Origin of the sequence: Faecalispora jeddahensis (assembly GCF_000577335.1) — a bacterium.
Taxonomy (GTDB): Bacteria; Bacillota; Clostridia; order Oscillospirales; family Acutalibacteraceae; genus Faecalispora; species Faecalispora jeddahensis.
Map to the genome: position 1 here is coordinate 1 of NZ_CBYL010000045.1, position 26,681 is coordinate 26,681.

General features: G+C 50.9%; 27 protein-coding genes. 7 read left to right on the top strand and 20 right to left on the bottom strand.

What is annotated here, in order from left to right; translation table 11 throughout:
* From TY09_RS14455 to flgB, 15 genes are all read right to left on the bottom strand, one after another.
* Positions 1–902, bottom strand: a 902-nt coding sequence (locus TY09_RS14455) for a chemotaxis protein CheC (protein WP_242841510.1), incomplete at its 3' end; no start/stop codon positions are given.
* A gap of 24 nt (positions 903–926) precedes the next feature.
* Entirely contained in the window at positions 927–1,925 is a 999-nt protein-coding gene (gene fliM / locus TY09_RS14460) for a flagellar motor switch protein FliM (RefSeq protein ID WP_009063959.1), read from the bottom strand.
* Positions 1,926–2,055: 130 nt separating this feature from the next.
* Complete coding sequence (locus TY09_RS14465) at positions 2,056–2,256, bottom strand: flagellar FlbD family protein (protein ID WP_009063706.1); 201 nt, start codon at positions 2,254–2,256, stop codon at positions 2,056–2,058.
* Positions 2,257–2,330: 74 nt separating this feature from the next.
* A complete protein-coding gene (locus TY09_RS14470; RefSeq protein ID WP_042435850.1) occupies positions 2,331–3,638 on the bottom strand; it encodes a flagellar hook protein FlgE in 1,308 nt (435 codons plus the stop codon).
* 81 nt (positions 3,639–3,719) lie between these two features.
* On the bottom strand, positions 3,720–4,127 hold the full coding sequence (locus TY09_RS14475; protein WP_042435853.1) for a TIGR02530 family flagellar biosynthesis protein: 408 nt from the start codon (positions 4,125–4,127) through the stop codon (positions 3,720–3,722).
* Between the two features lie 33 nt (positions 4,128–4,160).
* Positions 4,161–4,853 (bottom strand): flagellar hook assembly protein FlgD, encoded by a 693-nt coding sequence (locus TY09_RS14480; RefSeq protein WP_042435856.1) that lies wholly within the window; start codon positions 4,851–4,853, stop codon positions 4,161–4,163.
* A 16-nt stretch (positions 4,854–4,869) separates the two neighbouring features.
* Positions 4,870–6,195, bottom strand: a complete 1,326-nt coding sequence (locus TY09_RS14485; protein ID WP_042435860.1) for a flagellar hook-length control protein FliK — start codon at positions 6,193–6,195, stop codon at positions 4,870–4,872.
* A gap of 52 nt (positions 6,196–6,247) precedes the next feature.
* Positions 6,248–6,688 (bottom strand): flagellar export protein FliJ, encoded by a 441-nt coding sequence (gene fliJ, locus TY09_RS14490; RefSeq protein WP_042435863.1) that lies wholly within the window; start codon positions 6,686–6,688, stop codon positions 6,248–6,250.
* Between the two features lie 6 nt (positions 6,689–6,694).
* Positions 6,695–7,993 (bottom strand): flagellar protein export ATPase FliI, encoded by a 1,299-nt coding sequence (gene fliI / locus TY09_RS14495; protein ID WP_009064105.1) that lies wholly within the window; start codon positions 7,991–7,993, stop codon positions 6,695–6,697.
* 23 nt (positions 7,994–8,016) lie between these two features.
* Positions 8,017–8,829: a FliH/SctL family protein gene (locus tag TY09_RS14500; RefSeq protein WP_042435865.1), complete on the bottom strand. Its 813-nt coding sequence runs from the start codon at positions 8,827–8,829 to the stop codon at positions 8,017–8,019.
* Entirely contained in the window at positions 8,822–9,829 is a 1,008-nt protein-coding gene (gene fliG / locus TY09_RS14505) for a flagellar motor switch protein FliG (RefSeq protein WP_009063566.1), read from the bottom strand. The genes TY09_RS14500 and fliG overlap by 8 nt, the downstream gene beginning before the upstream one ends.
* Positions 9,822–11,504, bottom strand: coding sequence for a flagellar basal-body MS-ring/collar protein FliF (gene fliF / locus TY09_RS14510; RefSeq protein WP_042435867.1), 1,683 nt, complete (start codon positions 11,502–11,504; stop codon positions 9,822–9,824). Before fliF ends, fliG begins: the two co-directional genes overlap by 8 nt.
* 64 nt (positions 11,505–11,568) lie before the next feature.
* Positions 11,569–11,865, bottom strand: coding sequence for a flagellar hook-basal body complex protein FliE (gene fliE / locus TY09_RS14515; protein ID WP_042435869.1), 297 nt, complete (start codon positions 11,863–11,865; stop codon positions 11,569–11,571).
* A gap of 6 nt (positions 11,866–11,871) precedes the next feature.
* Positions 11,872–12,312 carry a flagellar basal body rod protein FlgC gene (gene flgC / locus TY09_RS14520; protein ID WP_035316956.1) on the bottom strand — a complete coding sequence of 147 codons (441 nt, stop codon included), beginning with the start codon at positions 12,310–12,312 and terminating at the stop codon, positions 11,872–11,874.
* 25 nt (positions 12,313–12,337) lie between these two features.
* A complete protein-coding gene (flgB, locus tag TY09_RS14525) occupies positions 12,338–12,727 on the bottom strand; it encodes a flagellar basal body rod protein FlgB (RefSeq protein ID WP_042435876.1) in 390 nt (129 codons plus the stop codon).
* A 406-nt stretch (positions 12,728–13,133) separates the two neighbouring features.
* Between flgB and TY09_RS14530 the strand changes: the two genes are divergently transcribed.
* The 7 genes from TY09_RS14530 (at position 13,134) to TY09_RS14560 (ending at position 19,559) form a co-directional block, all read left to right on the top strand.
* Positions 13,134–13,466, top strand: a complete 333-nt coding sequence (locus tag TY09_RS14530; protein WP_009064264.1) for a flagellar biosynthesis anti-sigma factor FlgM — start codon at positions 13,134–13,136, stop codon at positions 13,464–13,466.
* A 72-nt stretch (positions 13,467–13,538) separates the two neighbouring features.
* Positions 13,539–14,018 (top strand): flagellar export chaperone FlgN, encoded by a 480-nt coding sequence (gene flgN / locus TY09_RS14535; RefSeq protein ID WP_009063586.1) that lies wholly within the window; start codon positions 13,539–13,541, stop codon positions 14,016–14,018.
* A 13-nt stretch (positions 14,019–14,031) separates the two neighbouring features.
* Positions 14,032–15,756, top strand: coding sequence for a flagellar hook-associated protein FlgK (gene flgK, locus TY09_RS14540; RefSeq protein WP_042435879.1), 1,725 nt, complete (start codon positions 14,032–14,034; stop codon positions 15,754–15,756).
* A gap of 27 nt (positions 15,757–15,783) precedes the next feature.
* Positions 15,784–17,151, top strand: a complete 1,368-nt coding sequence (gene flgL, locus TY09_RS14545; protein WP_042435882.1) for a flagellar hook-associated protein FlgL — start codon at positions 15,784–15,786, stop codon at positions 17,149–17,151.
* Positions 17,152–17,166: 15 nt separating this feature from the next.
* A complete protein-coding gene (gene fliW / locus TY09_RS14550) occupies positions 17,167–17,574 on the top strand; it encodes a flagellar assembly protein FliW (RefSeq protein ID WP_009064003.1) in 408 nt (135 codons plus the stop codon).
* A gap of 25 nt (positions 17,575–17,599) precedes the next feature.
* On the top strand, positions 17,600–17,827 hold the full coding sequence (locus tag TY09_RS14555; RefSeq protein WP_242824593.1) for a carbon storage regulator: 228 nt from the start codon (positions 17,600–17,602) through the stop codon (positions 17,825–17,827).
* A gap of 223 nt (positions 17,828–18,050) precedes the next feature.
* Positions 18,051–19,559 carry a flagellin N-terminal helical domain-containing protein gene (locus tag TY09_RS14560; RefSeq protein WP_042435884.1) on the top strand — a complete coding sequence of 503 codons (1,509 nt, stop codon included), beginning with the start codon at positions 18,051–18,053 and terminating at the stop codon, positions 19,557–19,559.
* A 257-nt stretch (positions 19,560–19,816) separates the two neighbouring features.
* Here the strand turns inward: TY09_RS14560 and TY09_RS14565 are convergent, their stop codons facing one another.
* The 5 genes from TY09_RS14565 to TY09_RS14590 all read right to left on the bottom strand — a co-directional run.
* Positions 19,817–20,734, bottom strand: a complete 918-nt coding sequence (locus TY09_RS14565) for a GGDEF domain-containing response regulator (protein ID WP_074432644.1) — start codon at positions 20,732–20,734, stop codon at positions 19,817–19,819.
* Positions 20,735–21,785: 1,051 nt separating this feature from the next.
* Positions 21,786–23,462: a recombinase family protein gene (locus TY09_RS14575; RefSeq protein ID WP_081759675.1), complete on the bottom strand. Its 1,677-nt coding sequence runs from the start codon at positions 23,460–23,462 to the stop codon at positions 21,786–21,788.
* 356 nt (positions 23,463–23,818) lie between these two features.
* Positions 23,819–25,000, bottom strand: coding sequence for an N-acetylglucosamine-6-phosphate deacetylase (gene nagA, locus TY09_RS14580; protein ID WP_042435886.1), 1,182 nt, complete (start codon positions 24,998–25,000; stop codon positions 23,819–23,821).
* A 23-nt stretch (positions 25,001–25,023) separates the two neighbouring features.
* A complete protein-coding gene (locus TY09_RS14585) occupies positions 25,024–25,785 on the bottom strand; it encodes a sugar isomerase domain-containing protein (protein ID WP_042435888.1) in 762 nt (253 codons plus the stop codon).
* A gap of 12 nt (positions 25,786–25,797) precedes the next feature.
* The coding region (locus tag TY09_RS14590; RefSeq protein ID WP_042435903.1) for a hypothetical protein at positions 25,798–26,681 on the bottom strand (884 nt) is incomplete at its 5' end.

Sequence of the window (26,681 nt, forward strand, 5' to 3'; positions counted from 1 at the left end):
ATATTTCCGCCGCGGATGACAGGCGTGGGCTGCATCGGCGATGCCATGGGAACAGGCGGTGCACTGTACGCCGCGGCCGGAACACCGTAGGCCGTTTGCACAAAGCCTGCCTGCGGATCGGGATGATACGCGGCCGGAGCTGCATAAGCCGGCTGAGCCGGATACGGCGCCGGAGCGGGTGCTGCTGCCGGAGGAGGCGTGGATGCCACAGGAGCCGCAGCTGCCGGGACCGGCGCCGCAGGAGGCGCTGACTGAACCGGTGCAGACTCAGGTGTATTTTCCAAAGAGGAACTGCCGAACCCAAAGCTGGAAATTAAATCCTTTGCCAAGCCAAGGCTCATAATACTGATGAATTCACTATTTGTCAACTCTCCGATCATCAAATTGAAATGAATTGTGACAATCGGCTCGTCGTCGTTAAAATATTTCTTCTTGAACTGCTCGGGATTCTCTATTTTAAAAGAATCCGGCGGCGATATGTTAATCGGGCGGTTCAAAAGCTGCGAGAGCGCAGTGGACGAAGCGCCCATCATTTGATTCATAACTTCGCAGATCGCACCAAGGCTCATTTCGTCCAGGACGAAATCTTCCTCAGAGTATTCTGTCTGCAGCAGCAGCCCGACAATAATGCGAACGTCCGATTCTTTGAGAACCATCACATTCGTTCCGTCCAAACCGCTGACATAATTGATTTCGACTGCCACGGCGGGCTCAAGGCCCTTGAACTCAAATTCCTGCGCTGTGACGATGGTTACCCGGGGTGTGGTAATATTCACGCGCTGATCCAGCAAAGTAGAAACTGTAGTGGCAGACGACCCCAGGCTGATATTCATGATTTCGCCAATGCTGTCAATTTCCATTGGCGACATCAGTTCCTCGTGATTAGACCCGTTAGGCTCCATAGAAATCACCTTTCCATTCGAAAATTATAAGATTTGATCGATTTTCACCGCGTATTTTTTCTTTTTGGTTCCGATCATTCCGGTAAACCATGGAAGATCTTCCACACATACCGTGATCCGGTTTTCTTCAAGCGGTGTATTCAGGGTGATCACGTCCCCAATCTGAAGACCTAAAAAGTCCTTCAGAGTGATTTGCGTTTTTCCAAGCACGGCCGAAACATAAAGCGGCGATGCTTTCAGGCCTTTCATGATGATCTCTTTGCGTTCCTGCTCCACCTCAGGGTCATCCTTACGCGGAATTTTGATATATTTGGAGTTAAAGACTTTAAAAATCTCCTCCAGCGAAGCGGCCGGCAGACATATATTCATATTCCCTTTTAAATTATCCTCCAGCGTGATCTCAATGACCACGATGGCAACGGATTCGTCGGGCTGTATTGACTGCATTAAGCGCGAATTTGTTTCGATCATATCGAGCGTATGATCAATTTCGATGTAATTGGACCAGCAATTTTTCATCATAGTGAGCATCTGCTTAAACAGGTACTCCATAAGCGCAAGCTCAATATCGGTATAATCTCGGTCTACGTTGTATCCGGAGCCGTTGCCGCCCAGCATACGGTCAATAATGGAAAACGAAATCGGGCGAGACAGCTCCATCAAAATCTGTTTTCCGTCGATGCGATGCTCTTGATTGTGCATTCCGATCATTGCGACCAAAACGGAATCGTTGAGCGCATTGTTGAATTCCTTATAGTCCTCTTCCTCTACCTGCAAAATTTCCATCTGGCACGAGATACGAAGCATACTGGCCAGCTGCAGGCTGAACATTCGCGCAAAGTTATCAAAAATATTATCCAATAACTTCAGCTGCTCCCGAGAGAACTTTTTGGGCGACATAAAGTCATATTCTTTTACTTTCGGGCCGTTTGATTGGGTTTCTACATCTTTAAAATCGACATTTCCACTTTGCAAACTGCCCAGCAACTCGTCGATCTGCTGCTGCGACAATATTTCCGCCATAGTACCACCAATCCCTCGTCAAGTTAAAATCTGCGGTATAAAAACAAGTCCTGACCCTCGCGAAACACCCGAGGACAGCTCCGGAGGATCCGGACGGCCTCCCACAGGGAAAGCCTGGGCATGTGCTGCACTACAAAGTGCGAATAACATTCTGGAAAATCTTTCGATTGTAAACAATGACCTTTTGAACGATTTCTTCCGGCTTTTCTTTCACAAGAAAATATTTTCCGGTCGTCGTCGTCACTTTTGTTTCCGGAATCAGTTCAATGGTTTCGATCAGATTGCTGTTGAGCACAAACGCAACGCCATTCATATTCGTCAGCTCTACCATAATGCACATCCCTCTTTGATATGGGACCACCGTTCCTGAACCGACCCCGGCTCAGGAACGGCAGCCGCTTTCAATTATCGTTTCAGGTTGACCAGTGTTTCCAGCATTTCATCACTGACGGTAATCATTTTGGAGTTGGCCTGGAATCCTCTTTGGGTCATGATCATATCAGAGAATTCATTTGCCAGGTCTACGTTGGACATCTCAAGACCGCCGCTTCTCAGCACGCCGGTGTTGCTCTCGCCCGGTGTGGTGTAGGTAATCACGCCGGTGTTGTTGACCGCCTTGTAATAGGAGTTTCCTTCGTGCTGCAGGGCGTCGGGGTTCGGAACGTTCGCAATGGCAATTTTACCGATGATTTGGATGGTACCGTCAACGTCCTCACCCGTGATCGTGCCGTCCATACCAACAGCGATATTCTTCATTTCGCCCTTGTTATTAATGATTTTTTTCAGGGCTGCCGAACCGGAGCCGCTCCCCTCGAAAGTCGCCTCCTCCGCAATTTTGCCGGTGGTGGCTTTGATTACATCATCCTTAGTGGAGGCATCAGCAGCGCCGTCTACTTTAATTTGGGTGAGCTTCAGCACGTCAGCCCACTGGAGGTCTGTGGTGCCGTCGGCCTGTTTCAGAGCATTGCCATTGGAATCCTTAATAGCAAAACCCAAGCCGGTGCTGGTTTCGCCAGTGACCTGCCAAGTGCCCGTCTGCAGCATATTCTGAAGCTTTTCTTTGGTCATATTTGCAGTCTGCAAAGTGACGGTAATGGTTTTTTGGGTAGGATCCAGCTCCACTCCCTCTGTTGCAGACGCACCGCCATCCACAACCTTAAAGGTGTAGCCTTCAATATAGCTCGTGTTTTTTCCGTCAATTGTATAGCTGCCATTCTTCGTGCTGTCGGTAGAGGAGATAAAGTCGAAGTCGACTTTCGCACCACCCACGGAAACCGTGCTTTTCAGCTTGTCTACCGAATAGCCGCACACAAAGTTGCCGTTGCCGTCAGTCAGGTTGCCGTCGCCATCAAAGCCGAAGGTACCCACCTGCGTCAGGTGCTCGTTGCCGTTGCCGTCCTGCACGACGAAATAGCCCTCGCCGTCGATGTACAAATCCATCGAGTTGCCGGTAGCCGCATAGCCGGTACGGGTATTCAGGATATCCACCGACGCGACCGAGGTGCCGTAACCGACCTGGGAGGCGTTGCTGCCGCTTCGGGTGCCGCTGGCAGAAGTGGAAGAGGAAATGGTCTGATAGTACACGTCGCGGAAGGTGGTACGGGAAGATTTAAATCCATAAGTATTGACGTTGGCAATGTTATTGCCGATGACGTCCATTTTGGTCTGGTGGGATTTCAGACCGGTAACACCGGAAAAAAGTGATCTCAGCATAATATAATCTCCTTTTCTGTGTCCGGCGCCGTCGGGCTTATCTGTCAGTCAAAGCCCGGTAACTTCCTCTGCGAGGTCCGGTTACAATACAACGGCTCCGTCAATATTGGTAAATACGTTATCTGTCATTTCCCGATCATTCAGCATGGTAACAACGGTACTGCTCGGGACATTCACAATAAATGCCGTACTTCCGTCCAAAATCAGCGCATCGCGCACGCCCTTAGCTCTGGCTTTTTCTACCGCACCGCTGAGCTGTGTCAACCGTTCGGGCGAAAGCTCAATGGAACGGGACTCCAGTCTTTGAACAGCGTGCTTTGAGAAATTCAGCTGACTGTTTTTGGAAAGCGACTGGCGTACCAGCGCGGCAAATTCACTGTTCTGGGGATTTTCCTGCGTTTTCTGCGCCTGAGACTGCGACGGATTTGTCACACCATAGCTCGGTGGGATCAACGCGGAATAATTTTTCTTAAATTCTAAATCGTTCATAGCGACTCCTTTTTGAAAGACTCAAAAAGCAGCTCATCCTTCGGTGTCCGGATCTGTAGAACCTGATGAATCTGTATCGGGAACCGTCGTATCATCGGAGGTTTCAGGATCGGTCGGTTCCGGATCTGCATCCTGCGAAAGAACCTGGCGCACAGCCGAAAGCGTATATTTCTGACCGTCGACAACCACCATGGCCTCGCCGGAAGCAAAGGTGCAGGAAGAAACGATTCCCGTGTTCTCTACCACGTTTCCGTTCACATCATAGCCGGTGACCTGAACTTTTTTACCTACCAGAGAAGCTGCATACTGATAAGAGCCGTAGCTTGCGTCGTTGAACACTTCCATAATATTGGCAATCCCGTATGATCTGCCGTTGACTGTAACGGTCGTATCGCCGGACGAATAATCGGCCTGAGTGACGACACCCATGTCGGAGACGTACTTGCCGGTGGAATCATACATCGCGACGCTGACCTTTTTTCCAATGAGTGAGCTGCCATACTGATAGCTTGCATATTGGTTCAGGTTTTCCAGAGCCTGCAATGAAGTGAACTGTGCCATCTGAGCCACAAACTCGGTATCCTGCGTCGGGTTCAGAACATCCTGATTCGAAAGCTGTGCCGCAAGCAAGCTTAAAAACTGCTCAATGCTGAGAGAAGACGAGGAATTGGCACTGCTTCTTTTAGTGGATGCACTGCTGTAACTGTTGATTTGGCTGATATCCAATAGGACACCTCCTTCATTATAGGATACTGCTCTGTTCCTTCATCTGCTGAAGAACACTGAGGAAATCTTCTGTCGTTTCCTGTTCCTGATGCTGCTGACTCTGCTGCTCATCCTGCTGCTGACCGGAGGATTCCTGCTCCTGCTGATAATAGGCGGGGGCGTCCTGCGGCGGCTGCGTCACCTGAACGGGCTGGCCAACGGCTGATTCCAGCAGAGAACGGATTTCACCGGATCCGGATGCCAGCAGGCTTTGTGTTCTGGGGCTGTCCGCCAGAATATCCACCACCAACAGGCCCTGCTCCATTTTAAGAGAAACAGAAATCTTGCCGAGATCCTGCGGGAACAGCTCCATGCGGAAGCTGTTGTTCCTGGCCTGAACATTTTTGACGATCTGTTCCGTCAGATGAGCGGCCGTACCGGCAGAAAGCCTGGACGAAGCGGAAGCATGCGCCGCAGAGGATGCGGAAACGGAATCGTTCTGACTGACGAACAGAGCCGCGAAATCGCTGTGCTGCTCGGAAGTGTTCCCCGTTGTATCGGCGGGCTTGTCCTGCGTATGACCGGATAAGGCGGAGCCGAGATTATTCTGCTGGGTCTGCACTGGAACAGGCATTGCGGCGGCTGTGCCGGAAGCGTCTGCCGAAAGAGAGGGAATTCCCTGAACCACCTGATTCCCTTTCTGCTGTGTTTTGGAAGAAGCGGAAAGCGGATCGGCTGTCTGTACTGCAAACTGCGGGAGCACCGTTTCCTGTACGATCGGCTGTACGGGCGTTTCCGTCTGCTGCGAAGTGAGGAACTGTACCGGTGATTGCACCTGCACTTGCTGGATTGTCTGCTGCGCGGCAGGGGGATTCGCCGTCTGGGCTGCCGGTACGGCGGGCTGCGTCTGCGGACTTATCTGCTGCTGAAGAAGCTGCTGCAGCGTCACGCCCGTTTTTCCCGTTGCGGAACCGATGGCGGTGAGAGCTGTCTGAACCGTTTCAGAAGAAGCGGAAAGCACCTGCGGGACAGTCGCGGTCAAAGGATCTGTCGAGGACTGCACATCCTGTTCTGCGGAAGAGGCATTTCCCATCAGAAGCCAAAGCATCAGCGGAGAAACGATGTTGTTTTGCGGGCCGGCCTCCGGCAGTTTTTCTTCTTTCTCCGCGGGGAGCGCTTCTTCGCCTGACGTCTGTGTATCCGCTTTTCCGGTTTCGTCTTTCGGCTCTTTGGGCGCTTTGGACGGAAGAGAATTTTCGGCCTTTTTCAGAGCGGTTTTGAAGCTGGATGCTTCCGGCTGAATTTTCTCTTTGGGCTCTGCCTTCGGCAGGCTGATTTGCTGTACACTGATTTGTTGCACCATTGATTTTCACCTCCTTCCAAATATTACTATATCAAATAAACTTCAGAAAGGATCAGGAAACTTTAATCCCCTGCGAAACAAATTCTTCGATTTCCAGCTCCTGCTGCTTGCGGCAGCCGGCGTTGTACTCATCGAACTGTTTGTCGCGCAGTTTTTCCAGACCGGATATCTCCTGATTCGTCTGAACGACGCTTGCCTGTTTTTCTTCTACCTGGTTTCGCAGCTCAACCCGCTGCGTTTCCAGGCGGCGGATATTCAGCTCCATAGAGCGGAAGTACATTTTATAAACCGCAATGTCTCTGGCGTTCAGGCCGGAAACCATGGCGCGGGACATTTCCTGATTCAATTGAGACAGTTCCAGCTTCAGGCACTGAATCTCGTGATCAAGGTCACGCAGACCGGCCCGCAGAGCGGACAGCTCCTGCTTTTTGACATCCAGCTCCTGCTCATGAAAACGGAGGACTTTTTCCAATGTAAACACAAATTTTTTCATTCTTTGCTACATCTCTTTCATCATTTGAATGGTGTCCTCAAAAGAAAAACATTCATTCACCTGCTGGCATAAAAACTGATTGACGGAATCCATCTTTTTGACCGCCTCATCCAGGCGGAAGTTCAGCCCCGGCTTGTACGCCCCGATCGAGATCAGATCTTCGTTCTGCCGGTAAACAGAGAGCCAGTTGCGGATTTTGCCCGCGGCCTGGCGGTGATCCTCCGGCACAATATCATTCATCAGGCGCGAAATACTGGCGTTGACGTCGATGGCCGGATAATGGTTTTTGTGTGCCAGTTCTCTGCTGAGCACGATATGTCCATCTATAATACCGCGTACGGTATCGGAAATCGGCTCGTTGGTATCGTCACCCTCTACCAGAACCGTATAGATGCCTGTAATGGAGCCTTGCTTAAAGTTGCCGCTACGCTCGAGGAGCTTTGGCAGCTCTGAGTAAATGCCGGGCGTGTACCCGCGTGCGATGGGGGGCTCCCCCGCTGCCAGCCCGATTTCACGGTGGGCCATGGCAAATCGGGTCAGGGAATCCATCATCAGAAGGACATCCTTACCCTGATCCTTGAAATATTCCGCGACGGCGGTAGCCACCATCGCGCATTTCAGGCGGTACATTGCCGGCTGATCCGACGTTGCCACCACCAGAACGGAACGCGCGAGACCCTCGGGGCCAAGATCCTTTTCCATGAACTCGGCAACCTCGCGCCCGCGCTCGCCGACCAGAGCGATCACGTTGACATCCGCGGTGACGTTTTTGGCGATCATCCCCATCAGGGTGCTTTTTCCAACGCCGCTGCCCGCAAAAATCCCCATTCTCTGGCCTTTGCCGATGGTCAGCATCCCATCGATCGCCTTGATGCCGAAGGTAAGCCGCTCACTAATGCGGGGCCTCTCCAGCGGATTAATGTAAGCTGAATCGACCCCGTAGCGTTCTCCCATGGGGAATTCGCCCTTGCCGTCGATCGGGTGGCCGGTCGCGTCGATGATTCGCCCGATGAGGAAATCCCCAACCGGAATCCACAGCTTTCGGCCGGTGGAACGAACCAGACTGCCGAGACCTACCCCTTTCACATCGCCATAGGCGACCAGAAGAACATTCCCGTTTTTAAAGCCGACTACCTCTGACAGAACCGGAGGAGAGTCCTGCGTGCCGTCGATGGTGCAGATATCGCCGACGTTCGCAGAAATGCCGCTGACTTCAATCATTGAGCCGACAATATTGGTGACCTTCCCCTTGCAAACCACGGAGTCCATCTCCAACAGGCGCTCCAGCCGTTCGTCCAGCGTCATTCGCTCTCCCCCTTTCCGTTTTGTTATAAGTGAAGCTCGTAAGAAATTTCCTTCAGCTGTGTCTCTACCCCTGCATCCAGCTGGCGGTCCGGCAGATCGATCTGGCAATCCGAATCCTCCAGTGAAGCAGAGGGCACAATGCGCAGATTTTTCGAAACCGACTGAAGGCGTTCCATCAGCTGAGGATCTGCCTGAAGCAGCTCTGCGGCCCTGGGAGAAACATGAATACACGCCCATTCCTGATCGTGATATTCCTCCAGCACGCCGGACACGATCGCGGGAACTGCGATCCCGTCGCTGACCTCCTGGTGCAGCACCTTGCGGGCAATCTGCATGGACAGCGCTTCGATCCCCGACCGGAATTCCTCCAGAATCTGCAGTTTGCTTTGCTCAAGGTCTTCGATCAGCCGGGTGATTTCTTCACGCTGCCGGTCGGATTGCTCCTGCAGTTCTCGGATTCCGGCCTCGCGGCCTTCCTGCAGGCCCTGCTCAAAGCCCTTTTCATAGCCTTCGCTATGCCCTTTCTCAAAGCCTTCGGCACTGCCCTTGGAGAAACCCTCCTGGTAACCTGCGGCTCTGATGCGGGACGCTTCTTCATTCATCTGCGCCGTAGATTCCCGCAGCTGATTCATGGTGTAGCTGCGGGCGTTTTCCACGATGTTTTTTGCCTGCTCCAAAGCCTCCTGCAAAATGGCTTCCTGACTTTGTCCGGCATCCCTGCGCACCGCGGGAACCCCCGCCGGCTCATTGTGCCTTTGGCTCGAGGCCAGCTCTGAAAGCTTGACCTCCCGCACCCCGGAATTAGTATATTGCGAAGCTTTGATGACGTTAGGCAATGAACTCATCCTTTCCGCCCTTCACAATCACTAGCTCGCCTTCGCTCTCCAAGCGGCGGATGATACCAACAATGCGCTGCTGCGCTTCTTCCACGTCACGCAGCCTGACATTGTGTGTATACTCCAGATCGGAGCGAACACTTTCGCTGGAACGCGTAGACATGTTTTTGAAAATTGTTTCGGCAACCTCTTTGTTGGCCCCCTTGAGCGCAAACACCAGGTCCTTGGAATCCACCTCGCGCAGGAAACGCTGGATGGACATATCGTCCAGAGCGGTAATGTCCTCGAATACGAACATTCTCTTGCGGATTTCTTCGCACAAAGCCGCGTCCTTGCGGGTCAGCTCGTCGAAGATATACTTTTCGTTCGCTCTGTCCATGTTGTTCATGATATCCGCAATGTAATTGACACCGCCGATCTCGGTAAAATCCAGAGACATGAGCGAAGAAAATTTCTTCTCAAGGTTCTGCTCTACAATTTTAACGATCTCAGGCGAAGTCCGGTCCATCGTCGCGATTCTCTCGACGACCTCAAGGCGGACATCCTTGGGCAGCTCCCCGATGACACTGGCCGCCTGATCCGCACTTGTGTAAGAGAGGATCAGAGCGATCGTCTGCGGGTGTTCATTCTGAATAATTGCGATAATGTTTTTATAATCCGCCTTGCGGATGAACTCAAACACCTTTGTCCTTAAATTGCGTGTGACCCTCTCCAGCAAAGAGCTCGCCATCTGCGGGCCGTACGCCTTCTCCAGAACGTTGCGCGCGTATTCCACGCCGCCCTCTGTAATCACCTTCTGTGTCAGGCAGACCTGATAGAAGTTATCCAGCGTGTCCTCCACGTCCTGGGCGGCAAGCTGGTCGAGCCTCGCAATTTCAAAAGTAAGCTGCTCAACCTCGTCCTCTTTTAGATATTTGTAGATTTTCGAGGCATTTTCAACGCCGATCGCAACAATAACGGATGCGGCTCTCTGAGGTCCTGCCAGTTTTGTCTCACTCATTAAAGTCATCACCCCTCAGCCATGTTCTGATCAACTGGGCCGCGATTTCAGGATTCTGAGCGGCGAAATCTTTCAGCTTGCCGCGCAGAACTTCCTCTTTACCCGACCGCGCTTCACGGGATTTTTCCAGAGCTTCCAGAGCTTCTCTTTTACTCCGGAGTGCATCCTCGGCTTCTTTTCTCGCCTTTTCTCTCGCCACAACTTCCGGATCCTCCTCCTCTTCTTCCTCCGGATCCTGGCCGCTGACCGGTGTCAGCTCGTAGAAGTCTTCAGGCACAGGAATCTCTTCGCCCTCGGCTTCCACCATTTTTCTCTTTCTGGCCCTGGAAACCGCCAGAAGAATGATAATCAGAAGGAGCAAAGCCGCTGCGCCGATTCCGACAAAGATCAGAATCCGGGTCATTTCGGGAGTAATCAGCCCATTCGACGCTGTTTCTGTGGCCGGCTTCTCCGCAAACGGAGCATTGTACACGACAACCTTAGAGGGATCGATCGCAGCCGCATGGGCCACCAGAGACGCAATCTGCGTGCGCTGGGTATCGTTCATCATCTCCTGATTGATCACGACTGAAATCGTCAAATCCTTAATGCTGGCCGCATCGCCCTGAACCTGTTCCTTCACCTGGCTGACCAGATATTTATACGATTTTTCGTCCTTTGTATATATGGTGTTTCCGTCCACCGTTACACCGGGATAAGTAGTGATGTCGGAGTTGGTCTCTGCCCCGGCCGCGCCGCCCGAGCCGGCGCCTGCACGCTCCTGCTCCGTCGTTTGAGACGATTCGCTGACGACACCCGTATTTCCGTCTTCCGTCGACGGTTTATAGGTAATAATCTCCTGTATTTTTTTATCAACGTCCATCACGCTCTTCGCAGTGACCCCAACATTATTGGCTCCGAAAACGGGGCCCAGCACCTTCATGACGCTGCTTTCCACATCGCTTTCATAAGCCTTTTCGATGGTTCTTTTGAACTGGGAAAGATCCACCTGGCTGCTGCCGTCGCTTTCGCTGCCCAGCTCTTCACCGCTGGAGGTATCAATAACCGCCACATTGTCGACGGTAAGGTTCGGTACGCTTTTGGAAACCAGCTGTTTGATGCCGTTGACCTGCTTTGTATTGAGCGAGTTCTCGCCGTACAAAGTGACGGAAACAGACGCTGTGGTCTTTGCGGAATCCTGGCTCCAGGCATAGGTGTTTTCTTCCGGGATGCTGATGGTTACGTTGGCGTTCTTTACGCCGTCGAGTGTTTTAATGACCGCTTCCAGCCTCTGATTGAGCTGGTATTTCTCGATCGTCTTTTTCTCGTAGTCCGTAGTCATCACATCGGTGTTCGAGGTAAAGAAATCGTAATTCGGTGCGGATTTCGGGTAACCCATATTCGCCAGATCCATGCGCAGGGCATTCTCTTCATCCTTCGGCACCATAATCGTGCCGTTCTTTTCCTCATAATTGACGCCGCGGTTCCCAAGCTCGGTCATTACCTCAACGGCTTCCTGATGCTCCAGGCCCGGGTAAAGCACGACATATGGCTGGCGATTCAGTAAATATGCGGCCAATACGGCAATTAATACAACTCCCGCCAAGCCGCTGATCCAAATAATTTTTCTCTTTTTTGATTGATTGCTCCAAAAGGTTTTAATCGGTTCGATATATTTTTTTAGTTGTTCATTCATGGTTCACCCTGACAGACGCCTTTCCAAACAAATGTAGTAAGAATGCGACGAAAAAGTCCGGAATCTAAACACTCATTCTCATAACTTCGTTATAAGCATCCAGCGCCTTATTTCTCAGTTGAACCAAAAGCTGAACGGACATGGTTGCTTTTTGTGATGCAATCATGATATTATGCAGGTCATCTGATTGACCGGTCGCCAGCTTATATACCTCGTCCTGTACGGCCTGATCCGTTTCCTTCACGTTGTTTATCGCGTCCTGAAACAGGGACTGAAAGGGCAGCTCCGCCTGATCCGCGGCCTTGGTGGTCTGGTTAAGCTCCTCCAGCAATTGGATCGGCTGTATTGGTGTTATCATCATAATGATCTATCTCCCCATCTCCAAAGCTTTCACAGCCATGTTTTTCACCGCATTGAACATTGTCAGATTCGCTTCATAGGCCCGGGTAGCCGCCATCATATCCACGGTTTCCTTGACCGGGTCCACGTTAGGCATCATGACGTACCCGTCTGCGTTGGCATCCGGGTGTGTCGGGTCATACACCGGCGTTAAATCGCTGGGGTCTTCCGCGACCTGAGCAACCTGCACGCCCTGGCCAACTTGCTGAAGCTGGTTTTGAAAAATGCGGCGAAAACGGGACTGATCTTCCCCCTGCGTCTGAAGTACGACAAGCTTTCTGCGGTACGAACCGCCGTTTTCCGTACGGGTGGTTGACGAGTTCGCCATATTTTCCGATATAACATCCATTCTAAAGCGTTCCGCCGTCAAAGCAGAAGCACTGATGTCCAAAGAACTTAAAAAAGCCAAACACATTCAGTCCTTTCTGTAATTGTTAACCCTTGCCGTCTGTGATCACATAACGCAGCCGTGAAAAATAATCGGAAAGCTCCCGCAGAGAATACATATAATTGATCTGTGTTCTCGCAAGCTCTGCGTTTTGCTGCTCCGCATCCACATTATTGCCGTCCATTCGCTGGGACAAAGCCTGCGAAACCGTTACCTGCGGCTGCGTACCGTCAATCGCCTGCAGCAGCTCCGATCTTTTTTGCGATGATTGCGAAGAAAGGCTCTTTTGCAATTCCTCTTCAAAGCTGACCTCCCTGCTTTTGTAGCCGGGGGTTTCCCAGTTTGCCAGATTACCGGAAATTGCCTGCTGACGCATCCAAAGTCCGTTCAAATCTTTGGTTAAAAGATTGATGGGAACACTGTTCAGCCAGTCCATATATACATCTCTCACTTTCCGACCCAATTTTATTAAAATTCTCTAAAAAAACTTTAAAAAAGGAAGAATAATTTGAGTCTTATTCAACTCCAAAATTTGTATAAACTATTAAGTTTTTGTGACCGGATTTAAACTAATTATATACATCGAATCGACAATAGTCAACTTATTTCTGCAAAGTTTAACCTATTATTCCTACATTATTTTCCAAACTTTCTCCTTTAAAAAACCACATCTATTAATGTAAAAGAAAATGGAAAAAAAAGCCACGGTTAAAAATGCAAGAATTGTTTCATAAAAATACGGCTATTTCTGGCAGAACCCTATAAAAATAATCTTGCAGTTGCCAAAAATCCACTAAACTGTTATGTGTTCGTGCCGATATTATGGATATGAGGTGAATGAGATGAGAATTGAGAATCAAGGATACGTGTCAAATACGGCCAGCAGCGGCTATGTGAATAAAGCGTCACAGAACAGCGAGCTGAACCGCCAGCAGACAAACGGAGCAAAGCTGGATAAAATCTCTGCCCCGTCCAGACGCGACACGATTGAAATTTCTCAGCGCTCTCAAACAGAGCGCCCCACTCTTGTACAGGCCAAGGAACAGATCGTCACCAGCCTGCATCAGGAAAAAAGCACGGAATTTCTGGAAGACTTGAAATCCAGAATCGCGTCCGGAGATTACAAAATAGATCCTTACGAGCTGGCTGGCCTTTTGCTGGACGAAAGCATCTGATCGGCCGGGCTTCTTTATTACAATAATACGACCTTCAGGGCCGCTGAACCCCCAACAGCAAGGAGCGATAGGATGGATCGGGCATTATCGGAAGAATTTGTGGACTTCCTGAGTCGTTATCTGGTACTTTTTCAGGAGTTCTTCGCTTTGGAAACACAAAAATATCAGGACATCTCTCAGGGACAGATCGACAAGCTGAATGATCATGTAAAAGTAGAAGAAGTGTTTATGCTGAGATCCAAAGGGATGGAGGCGGAGCGCGAACGGCTGATGCAGCGCACACAGGTTTCGGTGTCCACCTTCCGCGAGCTTCTTCCCCACTTTGATCCTGACATACGGCAGCAGGCGGAAGAACTCTTCGACGACTTTTCCGCTGTGATCATAGAGCTGAAAGAAATGAACCTGCGCTGCAACTATTTGACCGAGCTGCGGCTTCGACGAGTGGACGCGGCGCTGAAAAAAATGAAAAAGCAGCCTGAGCTACAAAAAAAATATGACGCGAAAGCCAGAGAGGAATTGAATTCCGCAGGCTTTATTTCGAAAAAAGTATAAGGAGCGCAAAATCATGGCGTCTAGCTTTTCTTCTTACTATGTGGCACGAAGCGGTATCCAGAATGCGCAGTACAATCTGCGGATCACCGGACAAAACATGTCTAATGTAAACACTACCGGCTACACCCGGCAGCGTCTGGATTCCTATGCGGTCGGTTCTTCCGGCAACAATATGCGGTATGCCAACGTGTCGGATCTGGCGATTGGCGGAGGTGTAGATGCCAAAGGCGTTTCCCAGCTGCGCGACCCTTATTTGGATGTACGCTATCGCCTGGAAAGCGGAAAGGTATCGAAATCCGGTACGGAAGTCAACACGCTGAGCAGCATCGAAGACATTTATGATGAAATCAGCACAAACGGCATCAACAGCCAGATTACCGATCTGATCAAGCAGCTGAATACCTTGGCCGGCTCCCCTGCCGACACCAACCTTGAAACGATTGTGAAAAACTCGGCCCTTTTGCTGACACAGGCCTTTCACAATGCCGCCGAACAGCTGTCACAGGTACGCAAGCAGGAGACGGATTCCTTTTTAAGCTCCGGCATCGACCAGGCCAACAGCCTGCTGCAGAATATCGCTCAGCTGAACCGTGAAATCAAAAGCTGCGATATTTCTCAGGTTCCAGCCCTTGAGCTTCGCGATCAGCGCAATCAGCTGCTCGACCAGCTGAGCCAGCAGTTTAATATCAGGGTTTCGAGCTCCACTGTTTCGATCGGTGCGGGACGCACGGTAGAGGAACTGCAGGTACATCTGGTGAACGGAAACGACTCCATTCAGCTGATTGACAACGATCAGTATATGCAGTTCGAGGCCGCTCAGAATCAGGACCAGATTGAATACACAGGCGATGGCGCGGACGGCAATTCTTATGTATATAAAACAAAGGAACTGAATGTTTCCGTTTATATGCGTGACTATAATGGTGAGCTGATCAAAAATACGGACGGTTCCACTCATGTTTTTAATGATGATCTGACGACCGGCGTGTTCGGCGGATATCTCTCCATGCTGAACGACAGCGGCGAGTTCGACGCTTACTCAGGCGGTACCATTCAAATGGGAAATCCGTCTGTAGACGTAACAACAGGCGCTTTGGCGACCACTACCCGCGGAATCGGCTACTATGAAAAAATCATGGACAAGCTCGCGCAGGATTTGGCCAAGACCCTGAATGACGTCAATGCGGTCACCACGACCATCACTGACCCGGACGATCCCACAAAGACGACGACCACGACGGTGGAGAAGCCGCTGTTCTCTTCCAGCGACGGAGCAGGAACCACCATTACCGCGGCGAACATTTCCATTTCTGACGAGTGGAGCAAGGCGACAGGAAACTATATCACCGCTACTAAGGATGAAACACTGGATGGTGTGGACAATTCCAGCAGCGGAAAAAACATTCTGTACATGGTGCTCCAATTCTCAAAAGAAAAGACATTTTCTACCGACGATGGGATTTCACTGTTTACGTCTTCCCTGAGCTCGTATGTGTCGAAGGTTTCCACCACACTTGGCCTCGATATTAAAACCGCTACCAATGCAAATGAAACATATTCAGCAAACCTGAATAACATTGATACCCAGAGAGCTTCCATTTCTTCTGTGGATCTGAACGAAGAAGGAATCAATCTGGTCATGTTCAACCAAGCCCTGACGGCCTCCTCACGCTTCATGACGACTATGGATGAAGCAATGGATACCATCATCAACAAAATGGGCGTCGTTGGCCGCTGATATGGAACGAACGGAGGGTAATGCATTATGAGAATTACAATGGGCATGATTGCCGGTCAATATTCAAAAAATCTGAACACCTCACTGAACAACTTTAACGTGGCCTCCAGAAGAGCCACTACGTACCGCAGTTTTGAAAGAACCTCTGAAAACCCGTTCGCAGCCACAAAGCTGTATCGTTTTCGCCGGGAGATGGCTGAAAACGAAACCTATCAGGATTCTTTGGGTGATGTGGACAGTCAGTTGATGACGGCTCAGAGCGCGATGCAGTCTATTTACAGCATCGTCAGCAGTGCGGAAAGCGGCGACGTCATTCAGGCCATTACCGGCACGATGTCGGAAAGCGACCGTACGATCATCGCAAATAAAATGCGGCAGATGCAGCAGGCATTTCTCTCTCCCCTCAATACAAAGTTTGGAGAGAAGTATCTGTTCGGCGGCACTGAAATGACCGAAGCGTCTTTTTCTGTCAATGACAGCGGGGAGCTGTTATATCGCGGAATTAATGTGAACACCGGGAAAATAGAAACCGGCCCAGCGGCCAATTTCAACGGAACACTGATCGAGTTCAATTCCTCGTCTTCCGACCCTATCACTGATCCCGACACCGGCTATACCATTAAAGATGGAATTGTTTTAAAGATAGCAGACAGCGGTGCCGGTAGCGAAACCAACATTTCCATTTCAGATGATTATATTACAATTAAAGCGGACCTGTCGAAATATAAAACGAATCAGGATTTGCTGAATTTGATTAAAGGATATGACAAAATAGATTTTTCAAAAATTCGCATCTCCGGCGATATGAACCGTTCTATTTCCGTTTCCAACGGCGCAGGCGGATATCAGGAGATTGTTTCCACCTCTCTGACCAGCTCCATTGGTCAGGATGGACTTTCTGCCCTTGCAAATGAAGAGGTTCTGGTCAATCTGGGATTGGGTTTGAAAACTACCGCCGGAGCAAACAGCACCACAATCAACTCGCAGAGTGCGTTCAATTCCGCGATTCCCGGCATCTCTTTTCTGGGCTACGGGCAGGACAGCTCGGGGATTTCGGGCAACCTTTACACGCTGATGGGGCAGATTGCCGACCAACTGGAAAGTGACAACTTTTCCATGGAAAATATTCAGCCTTATCTCGACCAATTCAGCAAGCAGGGAGACGCTCTGCTGGGCGAAATTACGAAATCCGGTTCGAAATCAAATTTTTTAAGCACGATGAAAACCAACTTGGAATCGATGGGTGATTCTCTGCTGGAGCGCGCGGAAGACATTGAGTATGTAGACCCAGGAGACGCTATTATGGATTTCTACATGCAGCAGTACGCTTATAATGCGGCTCTCTCAATGGGTACCAAAATACTCAGCAAATCGTTTATCGACTTTATGACCTGACAGGAGTAAGCGGATATGGAAACGAGCCAGGAATCCCGCAATATTATAACTTTTCCCGAGGGCCTTTTGGGCTTTGAGGAGATTCATGAGTACCTTTTGTTTCATGAGGACGAAGAGAACGTTCTGTGGAGCCTGACGGCCGCCAATGACAGCCAGATTCCGTCTTTTATTGTCATAGACCCTTTTACGATCCGTGAGGATTATAATCCAAGCCTTTCTGAGAGAGACTTGGAGCTGCTGGGCAACCCTCAGCCGGAGGATCTGTGCTTTCTGGTCATTGCCGTGATCCGTTCTCCCCTTTCCGATTCCGTGGTGAATCTGAAAGCCCCGATTGTGATTAATATTTACAATCAGCATGCAAAGCAGGTGATTCTGGAGGATGCGGAATATCCTCTGCGCTACCGGCTTTTTGACGGCCGTTGATGAGAAGGAGGGAACCGCTTTGCTGGTGATTAGCAGAAAAGTATCGGAATCCATCCTGATCGGCGACAATATTGAAATCCGCATTTCCGAAATCAGCGGCGACCGGGTCAAGCTGGCGATCAGCGCGCCGAAAGAGGTTCGCATTACGCGAAAAGAGCTGCTGGAAACCGCTTCTATCAATCGCGAGGCGGGCGAAAAACTGCAGGCGCAAACTTTAGCCGAGTTGAAAGATTTATTAAAACAAAAAGAATGAAAATTTTCTCATCTTGGTACTAAACTTTTCCAAATCCGCACCGAAATATAGATTAGAACCGAAAACAAAAACGGTTCTCACATTCACTTGGTATCTCTTCCCGCAGGGCAGGGCCCGCTCTGGTGGGAGTGGTGCATAAATCAAAAGGCAAGGGCACGGACGCCCTTTCCCTATACCGCAGATTTCCTGCGGAATAAAAACAAAATTTCAGGAGGAAAAAATTATGCGTATTCAGCACAACATTTCCGCGATTAACGCGAACAGACAGCTGGGCATCAACAACAACAGCGTTGCGAAGAACCTTGAAAAGCTTTCTTCCGGCTATAAGATCAACCGTGCGGGCGATGACGCCGCCGGTCTTGCGATTTCTGAGAAGATGCGTTCCCAGATCCGCGGCCTGGATCAGGCAACCAACAACGCCAACGACGGTATCTCTCTGGTACAGACCGCTGAGGGCGCTCTGAACGAGACTCACAGCATTCTGCAGAGAATGAAGGAACTGGCTACTCAGTCCTCTAACGGTACCTATCAGAACGACGTTGACCGTGAGAACATTCAGAAGGAAGTCGATGCTCTGAAGAGCGAAATCGACAGAATCTCCACTTCCACCAACTTCAATAAGATTAACCTGCTCGATGGATCTCTGGGTGCTGGCGAAGCAACAGGACCAGTTGCCAATGTAACTGCTTTCGGAAAGACCATGAACATTGAGGGTCTGGCAGAAGGCACTAAAGTTGTATTTGTACAGAATGCTGATAATGGTACTGACACAGATGCCGTTTCTGCATCTCTTTCCGGCGATACTTTGACAATTGCTTTGACATATGGTGAGTCTACTCATGCTACTACTGCAACTGTAGAGGATGTTCAGGCTGCCATTCAGAACATCGCTGCATTAAAAGATGCAAAGGTAACTGGTGCTACCGGAGCTCTCACAACAGCAACTAATGGAAGTGCTGTTGGAACTTTTGAAGCTACTGGTGTTGCAAAAACCGATACTTCTGTCGCAACTAAGGCTACTGACATTTATTCTGCCGACGGCAAAATTAAGTTGACTTCTACAAAAGACGGTCAGACTGGTATTGCCAGCTTTACATTTGCTTCTAATGCAGCAGGTGGCGCAGAAGGTGTAACCGTTACTGATGCTGGCGCTGTTACTATTAATCTGTTGGATGCTAAAGATTATAGTGCAGAAGACATTAATGCACAGTTGAAGGCTGCTGGTGTAGACTGGAAGGTAGAGTTTTCCGGTAAACTTGCAGGCACTGCCTTTGACGCTGTAACTGGTTTTGGTTCATCTGCAAAGACAGTAGCCGATGGTACAGGTACTTCTGGTTCTTTGACTCTTCAGATTGGTGCTGGTGCTACAAAAGATCAGCAGGTATCGCTGAATATTGGCAATATGAGCAGCAAGGGACTTGGCCTTGACAGCATTAGCGTTGCTACTCAGGATGCTGCTCTTTCTTCTATCCAGACCATCGAAGACGCGATCAACAAGGTTTCCGGTACTCGTGCTGACTTGGGTGCTCTGCAGAACCGCCTCGAGCACACCGTGAACAACCTGGGTGTGACCAGCGAGAACCTGACCAGTGCCGAGAGCCGCATCCGCGACGTCGACATGGCGAAGGAAATGATGGAGATGACCAAGAACAATGTTCTGACTCAGGCTGCGCAGTCCATGCTGGCTCAGGCCAACACTCAGCCCCAGAGCATCTTGAAGCTCCTTCAGTAATTGACTTTCTTTTCGAACTTGATTTAGCTTACCCGGAAACGGGATTGAGAAGGCAGACAGCTTCGGCTGTCTGCCTTTTCTTTTTCTCTCCTTCTCTTCCCCTCTGCAGAAGTCTGATCAGAAACTTTGTACTTTTGTCCAGTGGCGGTCTCCTTTTCAACGCGCTTTTGTCGGCTGACAAATGAGCTTTATAAAATTAAAAATAGAATCAAAGTAATAAAAAAGAAGCATACAAGATTTCTCTCATACACTTCTCCCTATTCACACTGTGCCTGATTGCGTCCGTTTTGTTTGGCCAGATACAGCTTTTTGTCTGCCCGTTCTACCAGTGCGGCCGGGCTCTGTTCCGGCTGAGGCTGCATAGACGCCGACCCGAGGCTGATACTATGAGCACAAGGACTCTGGCACTTCACAGCCGAAAGCAGCATTTGGTTTACGCTCGTCACAAGCCTCTGTGCAAAGTCTCTCGCTCTTTCTGCTGGCAGACCGGGAAGCAGTATGGCAAATTCATCGCCACCGTACCGGTAAAAAAAATCTGTCACAGATTTCAGCTCTTGTTTTAGAGTTTGCGCCACTATTTGCAGCATGAAATCCCCGTGCCGATGCCCATAAGTATCGTTATACTCTTTGAATTTATCAACATCCAGCATGATCATGCTCAGCCAGCTGCGCTCACGCGCCGCACGGCTCCATTCATACTGCAGCTGAATATCAAACGCACGCCGGTTGGCGATCCCGGTCAGGCCATCCATCAGACTAAGGTGCTCAATCGTCTGAATCTGCCTGATAATATGAATCTGCGTATTCACACGTGCCAAAACAATCGCGTTTTTAAATGGCCGTTTGATATAATCCACCGCTCCGAGCAGAAAGCCTTTTTCCTCGTCTTCATCGCTGTCAAGCCCTGTGATAATAATGACCGGAATATTACGGGTGTCTTCAGATTGTTTCAATGTAACAAGAACATCAAATCCATTTGCATCCGGCAGAATGATATCGAGCAGAATCAGATGCGGCTCAAAGGTATGCACCTTTGCCAGCGCATCTTCTGCTGTTGTCGATGTCACAATCGTATAACGGCTCTCCAAAATCTTTCGCAGAACCATCTGATTGAACAGGCTGTCTTCAACGATCAGTATTTTATATTTTGTTTTCTCAGCACCCTCATCAAACACGTTCTCCTCCTCCACGCTCTCCCATTCTTATGTATATCCATCTCTTTGGCTGCTGGAGTGATTCTCGATATTCCTTACACATTGTATCAGAAATATTTCACCTTCACAAGGAATGTTTCGCAATTATTTGTAAATTTCGACTTAAATATTCTAGATTATAAGTTATTTTCGACCAACTGGCCTGAAATTTTTCTTCAGACGATGCTTGGCCAAATTTTTTTATAGTATTGTGACCTCTGTCCCAAGCTCTCATATGATAGTATGTACCCTACTGCTTTGATCAAAACCTTGGGTAACTTTATAAAAATCAAAACCTTGGGTAACTTTATAAAAAAATGAGGGTAGCATAATGGCATATTTCGAACCGGAGATGAGAATATACGGAAGTTGTAATCCTTGCCAGCCAAGTCAGCCAAGTAATGTAGTATGCTGCTGTGGTACTGCCGGGCCAACTGGACCTACCGGGCCTACCGGTGCAACAGGAGCAACCGGGGCAACCGGCCCTGCCGGACCTGCGGGCGCTACAGGCGCAACTGGGCCCGTTGGACCTACCGGCGCTACGGGCGCAACCGGGGCAACTGGCCCCGTTGGACCGGCTGGCCCTGCGGGTGCAACCGGTCCCACTGGACCCACCGGCGCAACGGGTGCAACGGGTGCAACCGGCCCCACTGGACCTACCGGTGCTACGGGCGCGACAGGCGCAACAGGCCCCACCGGGCCTACCGGCGCAACGGGCGCGACAGGTGCAACAGGTCCCACCGGGCCTACCGGTGCTACGGGCGCGACAGGCGCAACAGGCCCCACCGGGCCTACCGGCGCAACGGGCGCGACAGGTGCAACAGGTCCCACCGGGCCTACCGGTGCTACGGGCGCGACAGGTGCGACAGGCCCCACTGGCCCGACTGGACCCGCCGGTGCTGACGGTGCGATTGGGCCTACCGGCCCGACTGGCCCCACTGGCCCTACCGGACCTGCGGGCGCTGATGGTGCGATTGGGCCTACTGGCCCCACCGGTGCATTTGCATTAGGTCTAAAAATAAATAAGAGCCTGTCAATCCGGAAAATTTTTATTCTTTTCAATAAATTCAACCGCACGCTTACATGGATCGGCATATTTAAATTGGATGGTGATAGCGTGATTTTCATGGATAAAAATAGTGTCTACCAGTTCTATGAGAAGTCCGCGGTTCAATTCCTCAATGTTGTTATATTTGATAAAGTGCTGAAGATAGGGATGATCCGGGCTAACGCCCCCAAAAAGCGTTTCCTGTTCTTTGCGCAAAGAGTGCATGGTCTGCCCCAACTGTTCCAGCTGCTCTTCGTACTTCGCTTTCATCCTGCTGTAATCTTCCCTGCTGATATCGCCGTTCTGCCAGCTTTCGTACAAGGAATCCTTCAAACGGGTTGCCTTTTCCAGCTCTCGTTCACGGTTTTTCAAATTGTCAGCAATCCGGTTCGATTGAACCTGGACAACCGGTGAATCATTGATTTTCTGAATCATTTCCGCCATCGAATCGACAAGCTGGATTTGAATCTGAATCATTTTTAGGACTGCCTTGATCAAATCCTTTTCCCGAATGGTATGCTTTGAGCAGGCCGAGCCGGAATGCTCTTTATAGGTACGGCAAACATAGTATCCATAGTTACCGTATTTTTTGCGGTGCATCGCTTTTTGGCAGTCGGCACAGCGCAAAAAGCCCGAGAACAGATACAGTTCCTTTTTTTGCGGCGCGGTTCTTGTATCGCGGGCATGCAGACTTTGTGCCTTATCGAAGAGTTCCTGACTGATGATCGGCTCCTGCGTATTTTCGACGAGAAACCAATCATCCTCTGGGACAGCAACACGATGATGCACCTTGTAGCTTTTCACCTTCTGCCGGCCCTGCACCATATGGCCCAGGTAAGTGGGATTTTTCAGTATCCTTGTGACCGTTGCGGCACTCCACAACGTGCAGTCAAAATGAGTATTGGGGTTTTCATATTTCAATCCGTTTTCCCTTTTATAAGAGGCGGGATTGAGCGTCCCCTGGCTGGAGAGCCTTTTCGCAATCGCCATCTTGCTCATCCCCTCCATGACAAACCAGCGATAGATATCACGTACCACCGCCGCGGCCTGCTCATCCACAAGCAGTTTGTTTTTATCATTCGGGTCTTTCTGATAGCCATAAGGGGCAAACGCGCCGATAAACTGACCCTGGCTGCGCTTATAGTTAAACACCTGGCGCACTTTGATAGAGGTCTCTCTGCAATGATTGTCGTTTACAACGCCCTGCATCGGGACGGCGATGCTCTGCATCGTTTCCGGATACAGGTAGCTGTCGAGAAACGGAAGCTGCAATGAAATGAAACGGACATCGTGCAGCGGAAAAAAATACTCCAGATAATACCCCTGGTCCGCGTAATTGCGGAACGGGCGGGAAAGATCCTTCACAATGACGCAGTTTACCTTTTTTCTTTCAATATCCCGCAGCATCCGCTGAAACTCTTCGCGGGAGTCGTCGGTTCCCGTCAGTCCGTCATCGATGTAAAAATCGACAATGGCGTATTCCTCTTCCTCTTCTGCTTTCACTTGTTCTATGTATTTCAGTATCAAAGCCTTTTGATTGATCACACTGTAGCTCACATCATTTCCATCCTCCTTGGAAAGCCGGATATAGACGGCGATTTTCCACGCGCTGCGCTGCATGCCTTTCGCCACACCTGTCAAAGCGTGATCCCTGCGCCCCATTTTGTCCCCTTCTTCCTAGCCGCTGCTCATTTTTTGGATAACTCATTTCGTCCAGCTGGCCTGCATCATACATTCCCGCGTTGCCCCCTTATCGTGAATCCACATTCATTATTTATTGCGGGGCGGCAGAACATATGACACAGTGACAAGCCGTGATCAGCGCTGACAAGCCAAAAGAAATACGTCTTTGTGATACGCTGTTTTCAGGCATGAAAACAGCACATTACGAAAACGTATTTTTAAGTGTTTCTTCCAGTTATTGAAGCCGGACAAAGATGTTTGTGGGGAAATCTAAAAGAATAAAAACCCACCGGCATAGCCGGTGGGTTTTTATTCTGCGGCACATCTGTGCCTGTTCAGTTTTCTTTAAGGATACGTCCGCGCACCAGAACCATTTCGACATTGACATTCTCGTCAAAGAGCAGCAGGTCTGCGTCCTTACCCTCACTGATCGAACCCTTGCGATCATCAATCCGCAGCAGCCGCGCCGGCGTGAGCGTCATCATTTTGACCGCCTCATGCAGGGGTGCCGTGGTCATTTGCAGCATGGTGCGCACCAGACGGTCGGTGGTGGCGACGCTCCCCGCAAACGCGGAGCGATCGGGCAGCTTGGCGACGCCGTCTTCCACAATGGTTTCCATGCCGGTTTCGCGGTTGCCAAGGATATAGCTGCCGTCGGGCATTCCGGCGGCGCGCATCGAATCGGTGACAAGGCAGATGCTCTCGGGGCCCTTGATCTTGTAGATCAGCTGGAGAAGCTCGGCGGGAAGATGCTTGCCGTCGGCGATGACCTCCACAAACAGATCGTCCAGCAGGTAGCCCGCTTCGATCGCACCCGCGACGCGGTACGCATTGATGCGGCGCACACCTGACATGGCGGAGTAAAAATGGGTAAGCGCCGAGATGCCGTTTTCATAGGCGCGGAATACCTGCGGGCAGGTGGCGTCCGAATGCGCCAGCGAGCTGATGATGCCATGCTCCCGCAACGTGCGCAGAAACAGGTCTGCCCCGTCCAGCTCCACGGCAAACGACCAGCGGATAATGCGGTCGGTGCGGCGCAGCACCTCGTTGTATTCCTCTGGGTCAGGGCTGCGCAGATATTTCGGGTCCTGCGCGCCGCGCTGTTCATAGGCAAAATAAGGGCCTTCCAGATGCAGGCCAAGGATGTTGGGGATGTCTTCGCGGTCCAGCTGTACCTGATTGAACAGGTCGACAAACGAAAGCAGAGATTCCTTTGTGCTGGTAATGGTGGTGGGTGCGATGGAGGTGGTGCCGTGCTCCATATGCTTGCGGCACGCCTGATAAATCGCATCCAGCGTTCCGTCCATGAAATCGGCGCCGCCCGCGCCGTGGGTATGGATGTCGATAAAGCCTGGGGAAAGATAGCGCCCGCCCGCGTCGATGATGCGGTCTGCGGGGGCGTCGATGCTACAGTCAAAGCGCACCTGCGAGATGACGCCGTCTTTCACCAAAAGCTCGCCGGGGGTAACGCCGGTGGGCGTTACGATCCGGGCGTTGCGAAACAGGATTGAAGCCATTGAGATCCCTTCCTTTAAATACATTACAGGCAGCGGATTTTGTCGCGGAAGCCCTGCATGAAGCGGTTGTTCCATTCGTCCCCGCCGGGGGCGTTGCCGCTCATCCAGACCGGCGGCTTGATGCCTTCGTTATTGAGGATGTTGATCGTTTCGATCACCATGCTGTTGAGCACATAGGCGTTGGCAAAAGTGCTCAGTGCGCCGATCTTCTGCTCAAAGCCCGGAAGCTCGATGACCGCGTCGCCCAGCCTTACTTTGCAGTCCACCGTGTAGTCAGCAACCTCGTGCAGATTTTTCTTGGACGGATGCCGCGCGGGATGCTCCTTGGGGCAATTTTCGGCGTGCTCGTGGGAGCTGACGCCAATTACAGTCGCGCCGTTTTCCTTTGCCTGAAGCGCGGCATCGATGGTTGCGGAATTGATGCCGTAGGCGTTGACGACGATCAGCAGATCGCCCTCACCGATGCGGTAGTCATTGACGATAATGCGGCCGAATCCGGGCAGGCGCTCGGTCTGCATGGATTTGAGCGCACCGCAGGAGAGCATGGTGTCCTGATTGAGCATCGCGCTCACATGCATCAGCCCGCCCGCGCGGAAAAAGATTTCCATGGCGGCAAGGTTGGAATGGCCGCCCGGCCCGAAAATGTAGATCAGGCGGTCCTTTTTGATCTGCTCGGCCATCACATGCGCCGCGGCGAGGATATGCTCCTTTTCATGGTCGTGTATGTCCTGAATGATTCCGAATACTTCCTTTAAGTAAAGGTCCATGACAGTGCCTTCTTGCATGAGAATGCCTCCTTATTCTGATTGCGCAGCCGATGCGACGGCCGCATGGATGATGGCTTCGATTTTCGGTGAATAGGTTCCCGCCAGCGCAAAATAAAGCGCGGATTCAATCGGCTCATAGCCGCCCTGTTCGATCTGCTGCGCGGTGCTCAGGTACCCGATCATCCCATTGGTATATGCGACGCACACGGCATACGGGTCTACCTCGCGCGCATAAGCGGCGTAATACTGCGAGACCTCCGCGCTGAAGGTGTAAAAGCGCAGGCGGTCGCCGTACTCGATTCTGGAAAACTCCAGCTGCTCGCTGGGACGGTTGTTCTTCTTTAAAACCGTCTGTGCCCATTCCAGCTGCACACCCTGCGCGGTTTTGGCGCGCTCCTCCAGCTCCCGTGCGGGCAGCGCCCCCTCCAGAGGCAGCTCCAGCAGTTGCTTTTGAACGTTGAACCGTGGTATAATCATCTCAGCTTTCAGGCTGAGCAGGTCCCGGCAGGCATTCGCAAAATCTTCGGCGAATACGAGTACTTTGTCGTAGCCCGCAGATACGAAACGCTGGCCCAGAACACTGTTGGGGCGCAGATCGGCAGTACAGCCCTGCAAAAAGATGGACATGCTGCCGGGAAACGCGTCGTCGAGCATACGCAGCGCAGCGCCCGGATAATCGGGCTGCACGGCGTTTTCATTGGAAATGTTCGCGTGGCACGGATAATGGATCATGGCGCCCTTCAGGCTGCCGTCCGCGCGGCGCAGCGCCAGAATCGTCAGCGTGTGGTCGGCGGGAACCTGATAGTTGGGTTTCATTTGTATTGCGCCGTTTTCCAGAACACGGCGGAACACATTGAACGCAGCGCTGCCGTCGTGCCGGTATGCCTGCACGGGTTCCATGTCTTTCTGTGCGA

Excerpts from the sequence above, each read along its gene's own strand:
- fliM (WP_009063959.1), bottom strand. The coding sequence starts at position 1,925 with ATGGCGGAAATATTGTCGCAGCAGCAGATCGACGAGTTGCTGGGCAGT.
- TY09_RS14465 (WP_009063706.1), bottom strand. The coding sequence starts at position 2,256 with ATGGTAGAGCTGACGAATATGAATGGCGTTGCGTTTGTGCTCAACAGC.
- TY09_RS14470 (WP_042435850.1), bottom strand. The coding sequence starts at position 3,638 with ATGCTGAGATCACTTTTTTCCGGTGTTACCGGTCTGAAATCCCACCAG.
- TY09_RS14475 (WP_042435853.1), bottom strand. The coding sequence starts at position 4,127 with ATGAACGATTTAGAATTTAAGAAAAATTATTCCGCGTTGATCCCACCG.
- TY09_RS14485 (WP_042435860.1), bottom strand. The coding sequence starts at position 6,195 with ATGGTGCAACAAATCAGTGTACAGCAAATCAGCCTGCCGAAGGCAGAG.
- fliJ (WP_042435863.1), bottom strand. The coding sequence starts at position 6,688 with ATGAAAAAATTTGTGTTTACATTGGAAAAAGTCCTCCGTTTTCATGAG.
- fliI (WP_009064105.1), bottom strand. The coding sequence starts at position 7,993 with ATGACGCTGGACGAACGGCTGGAGCGCCTGTTGGAGATGGACTCCGTG.
- fliG (WP_009063566.1), bottom strand. The coding sequence starts at position 9,829 with ATGAGTGAGACAAAACTGGCAGGACCTCAGAGAGCCGCATCCGTTATT.
- fliF (WP_042435867.1), bottom strand. The coding sequence starts at position 11,504 with ATGAATGAACAACTAAAAAAATATATCGAACCGATTAAAACCTTTTGG.
- fliE (WP_042435869.1), bottom strand. The coding sequence starts at position 11,865 with ATGATGATAACACCAATACAGCCGATCCAATTGCTGGAGGAGCTTAAC.
- flgB (WP_042435876.1), bottom strand. The coding sequence starts at position 12,727 with ATGGACTGGCTGAACAGTGTTCCCATCAATCTTTTAACCAAAGATTTG.
- TY09_RS14530 (WP_009064264.1), top strand. The coding sequence starts at position 13,134 with ATGAGAATTGAGAATCAAGGATACGTGTCAAATACGGCCAGCAGCGGC.
- flgN (WP_009063586.1), top strand. The coding sequence starts at position 13,539 with ATGGATCGGGCATTATCGGAAGAATTTGTGGACTTCCTGAGTCGTTAT.
- flgK (WP_042435879.1), top strand. The coding sequence starts at position 14,032 with ATGGCGTCTAGCTTTTCTTCTTACTATGTGGCACGAAGCGGTATCCAG.
- flgL (WP_042435882.1), top strand. The coding sequence starts at position 15,784 with ATGAGAATTACAATGGGCATGATTGCCGGTCAATATTCAAAAAATCTG.
- fliW (WP_009064003.1), top strand. The coding sequence starts at position 17,167 with ATGGAAACGAGCCAGGAATCCCGCAATATTATAACTTTTCCCGAGGGC.
- TY09_RS14560 (WP_042435884.1), top strand. The coding sequence starts at position 18,051 with ATGCGTATTCAGCACAACATTTCCGCGATTAACGCGAACAGACAGCTG.
- TY09_RS14575 (WP_081759675.1), bottom strand. The coding sequence starts at position 23,462 with ATGGGGCGCAGGGATCACGCTTTGACAGGTGTGGCGAAAGGCATGCAG.
- nagA (WP_042435886.1), bottom strand. The coding sequence starts at position 25,000 with ATGGCTTCAATCCTGTTTCGCAACGCCCGGATCGTAACGCCCACCGGC.
- TY09_RS14585 (WP_042435888.1), bottom strand. The coding sequence starts at position 25,785 with ATGCAAGAAGGCACTGTCATGGACCTTTACTTAAAGGAAGTATTCGGA.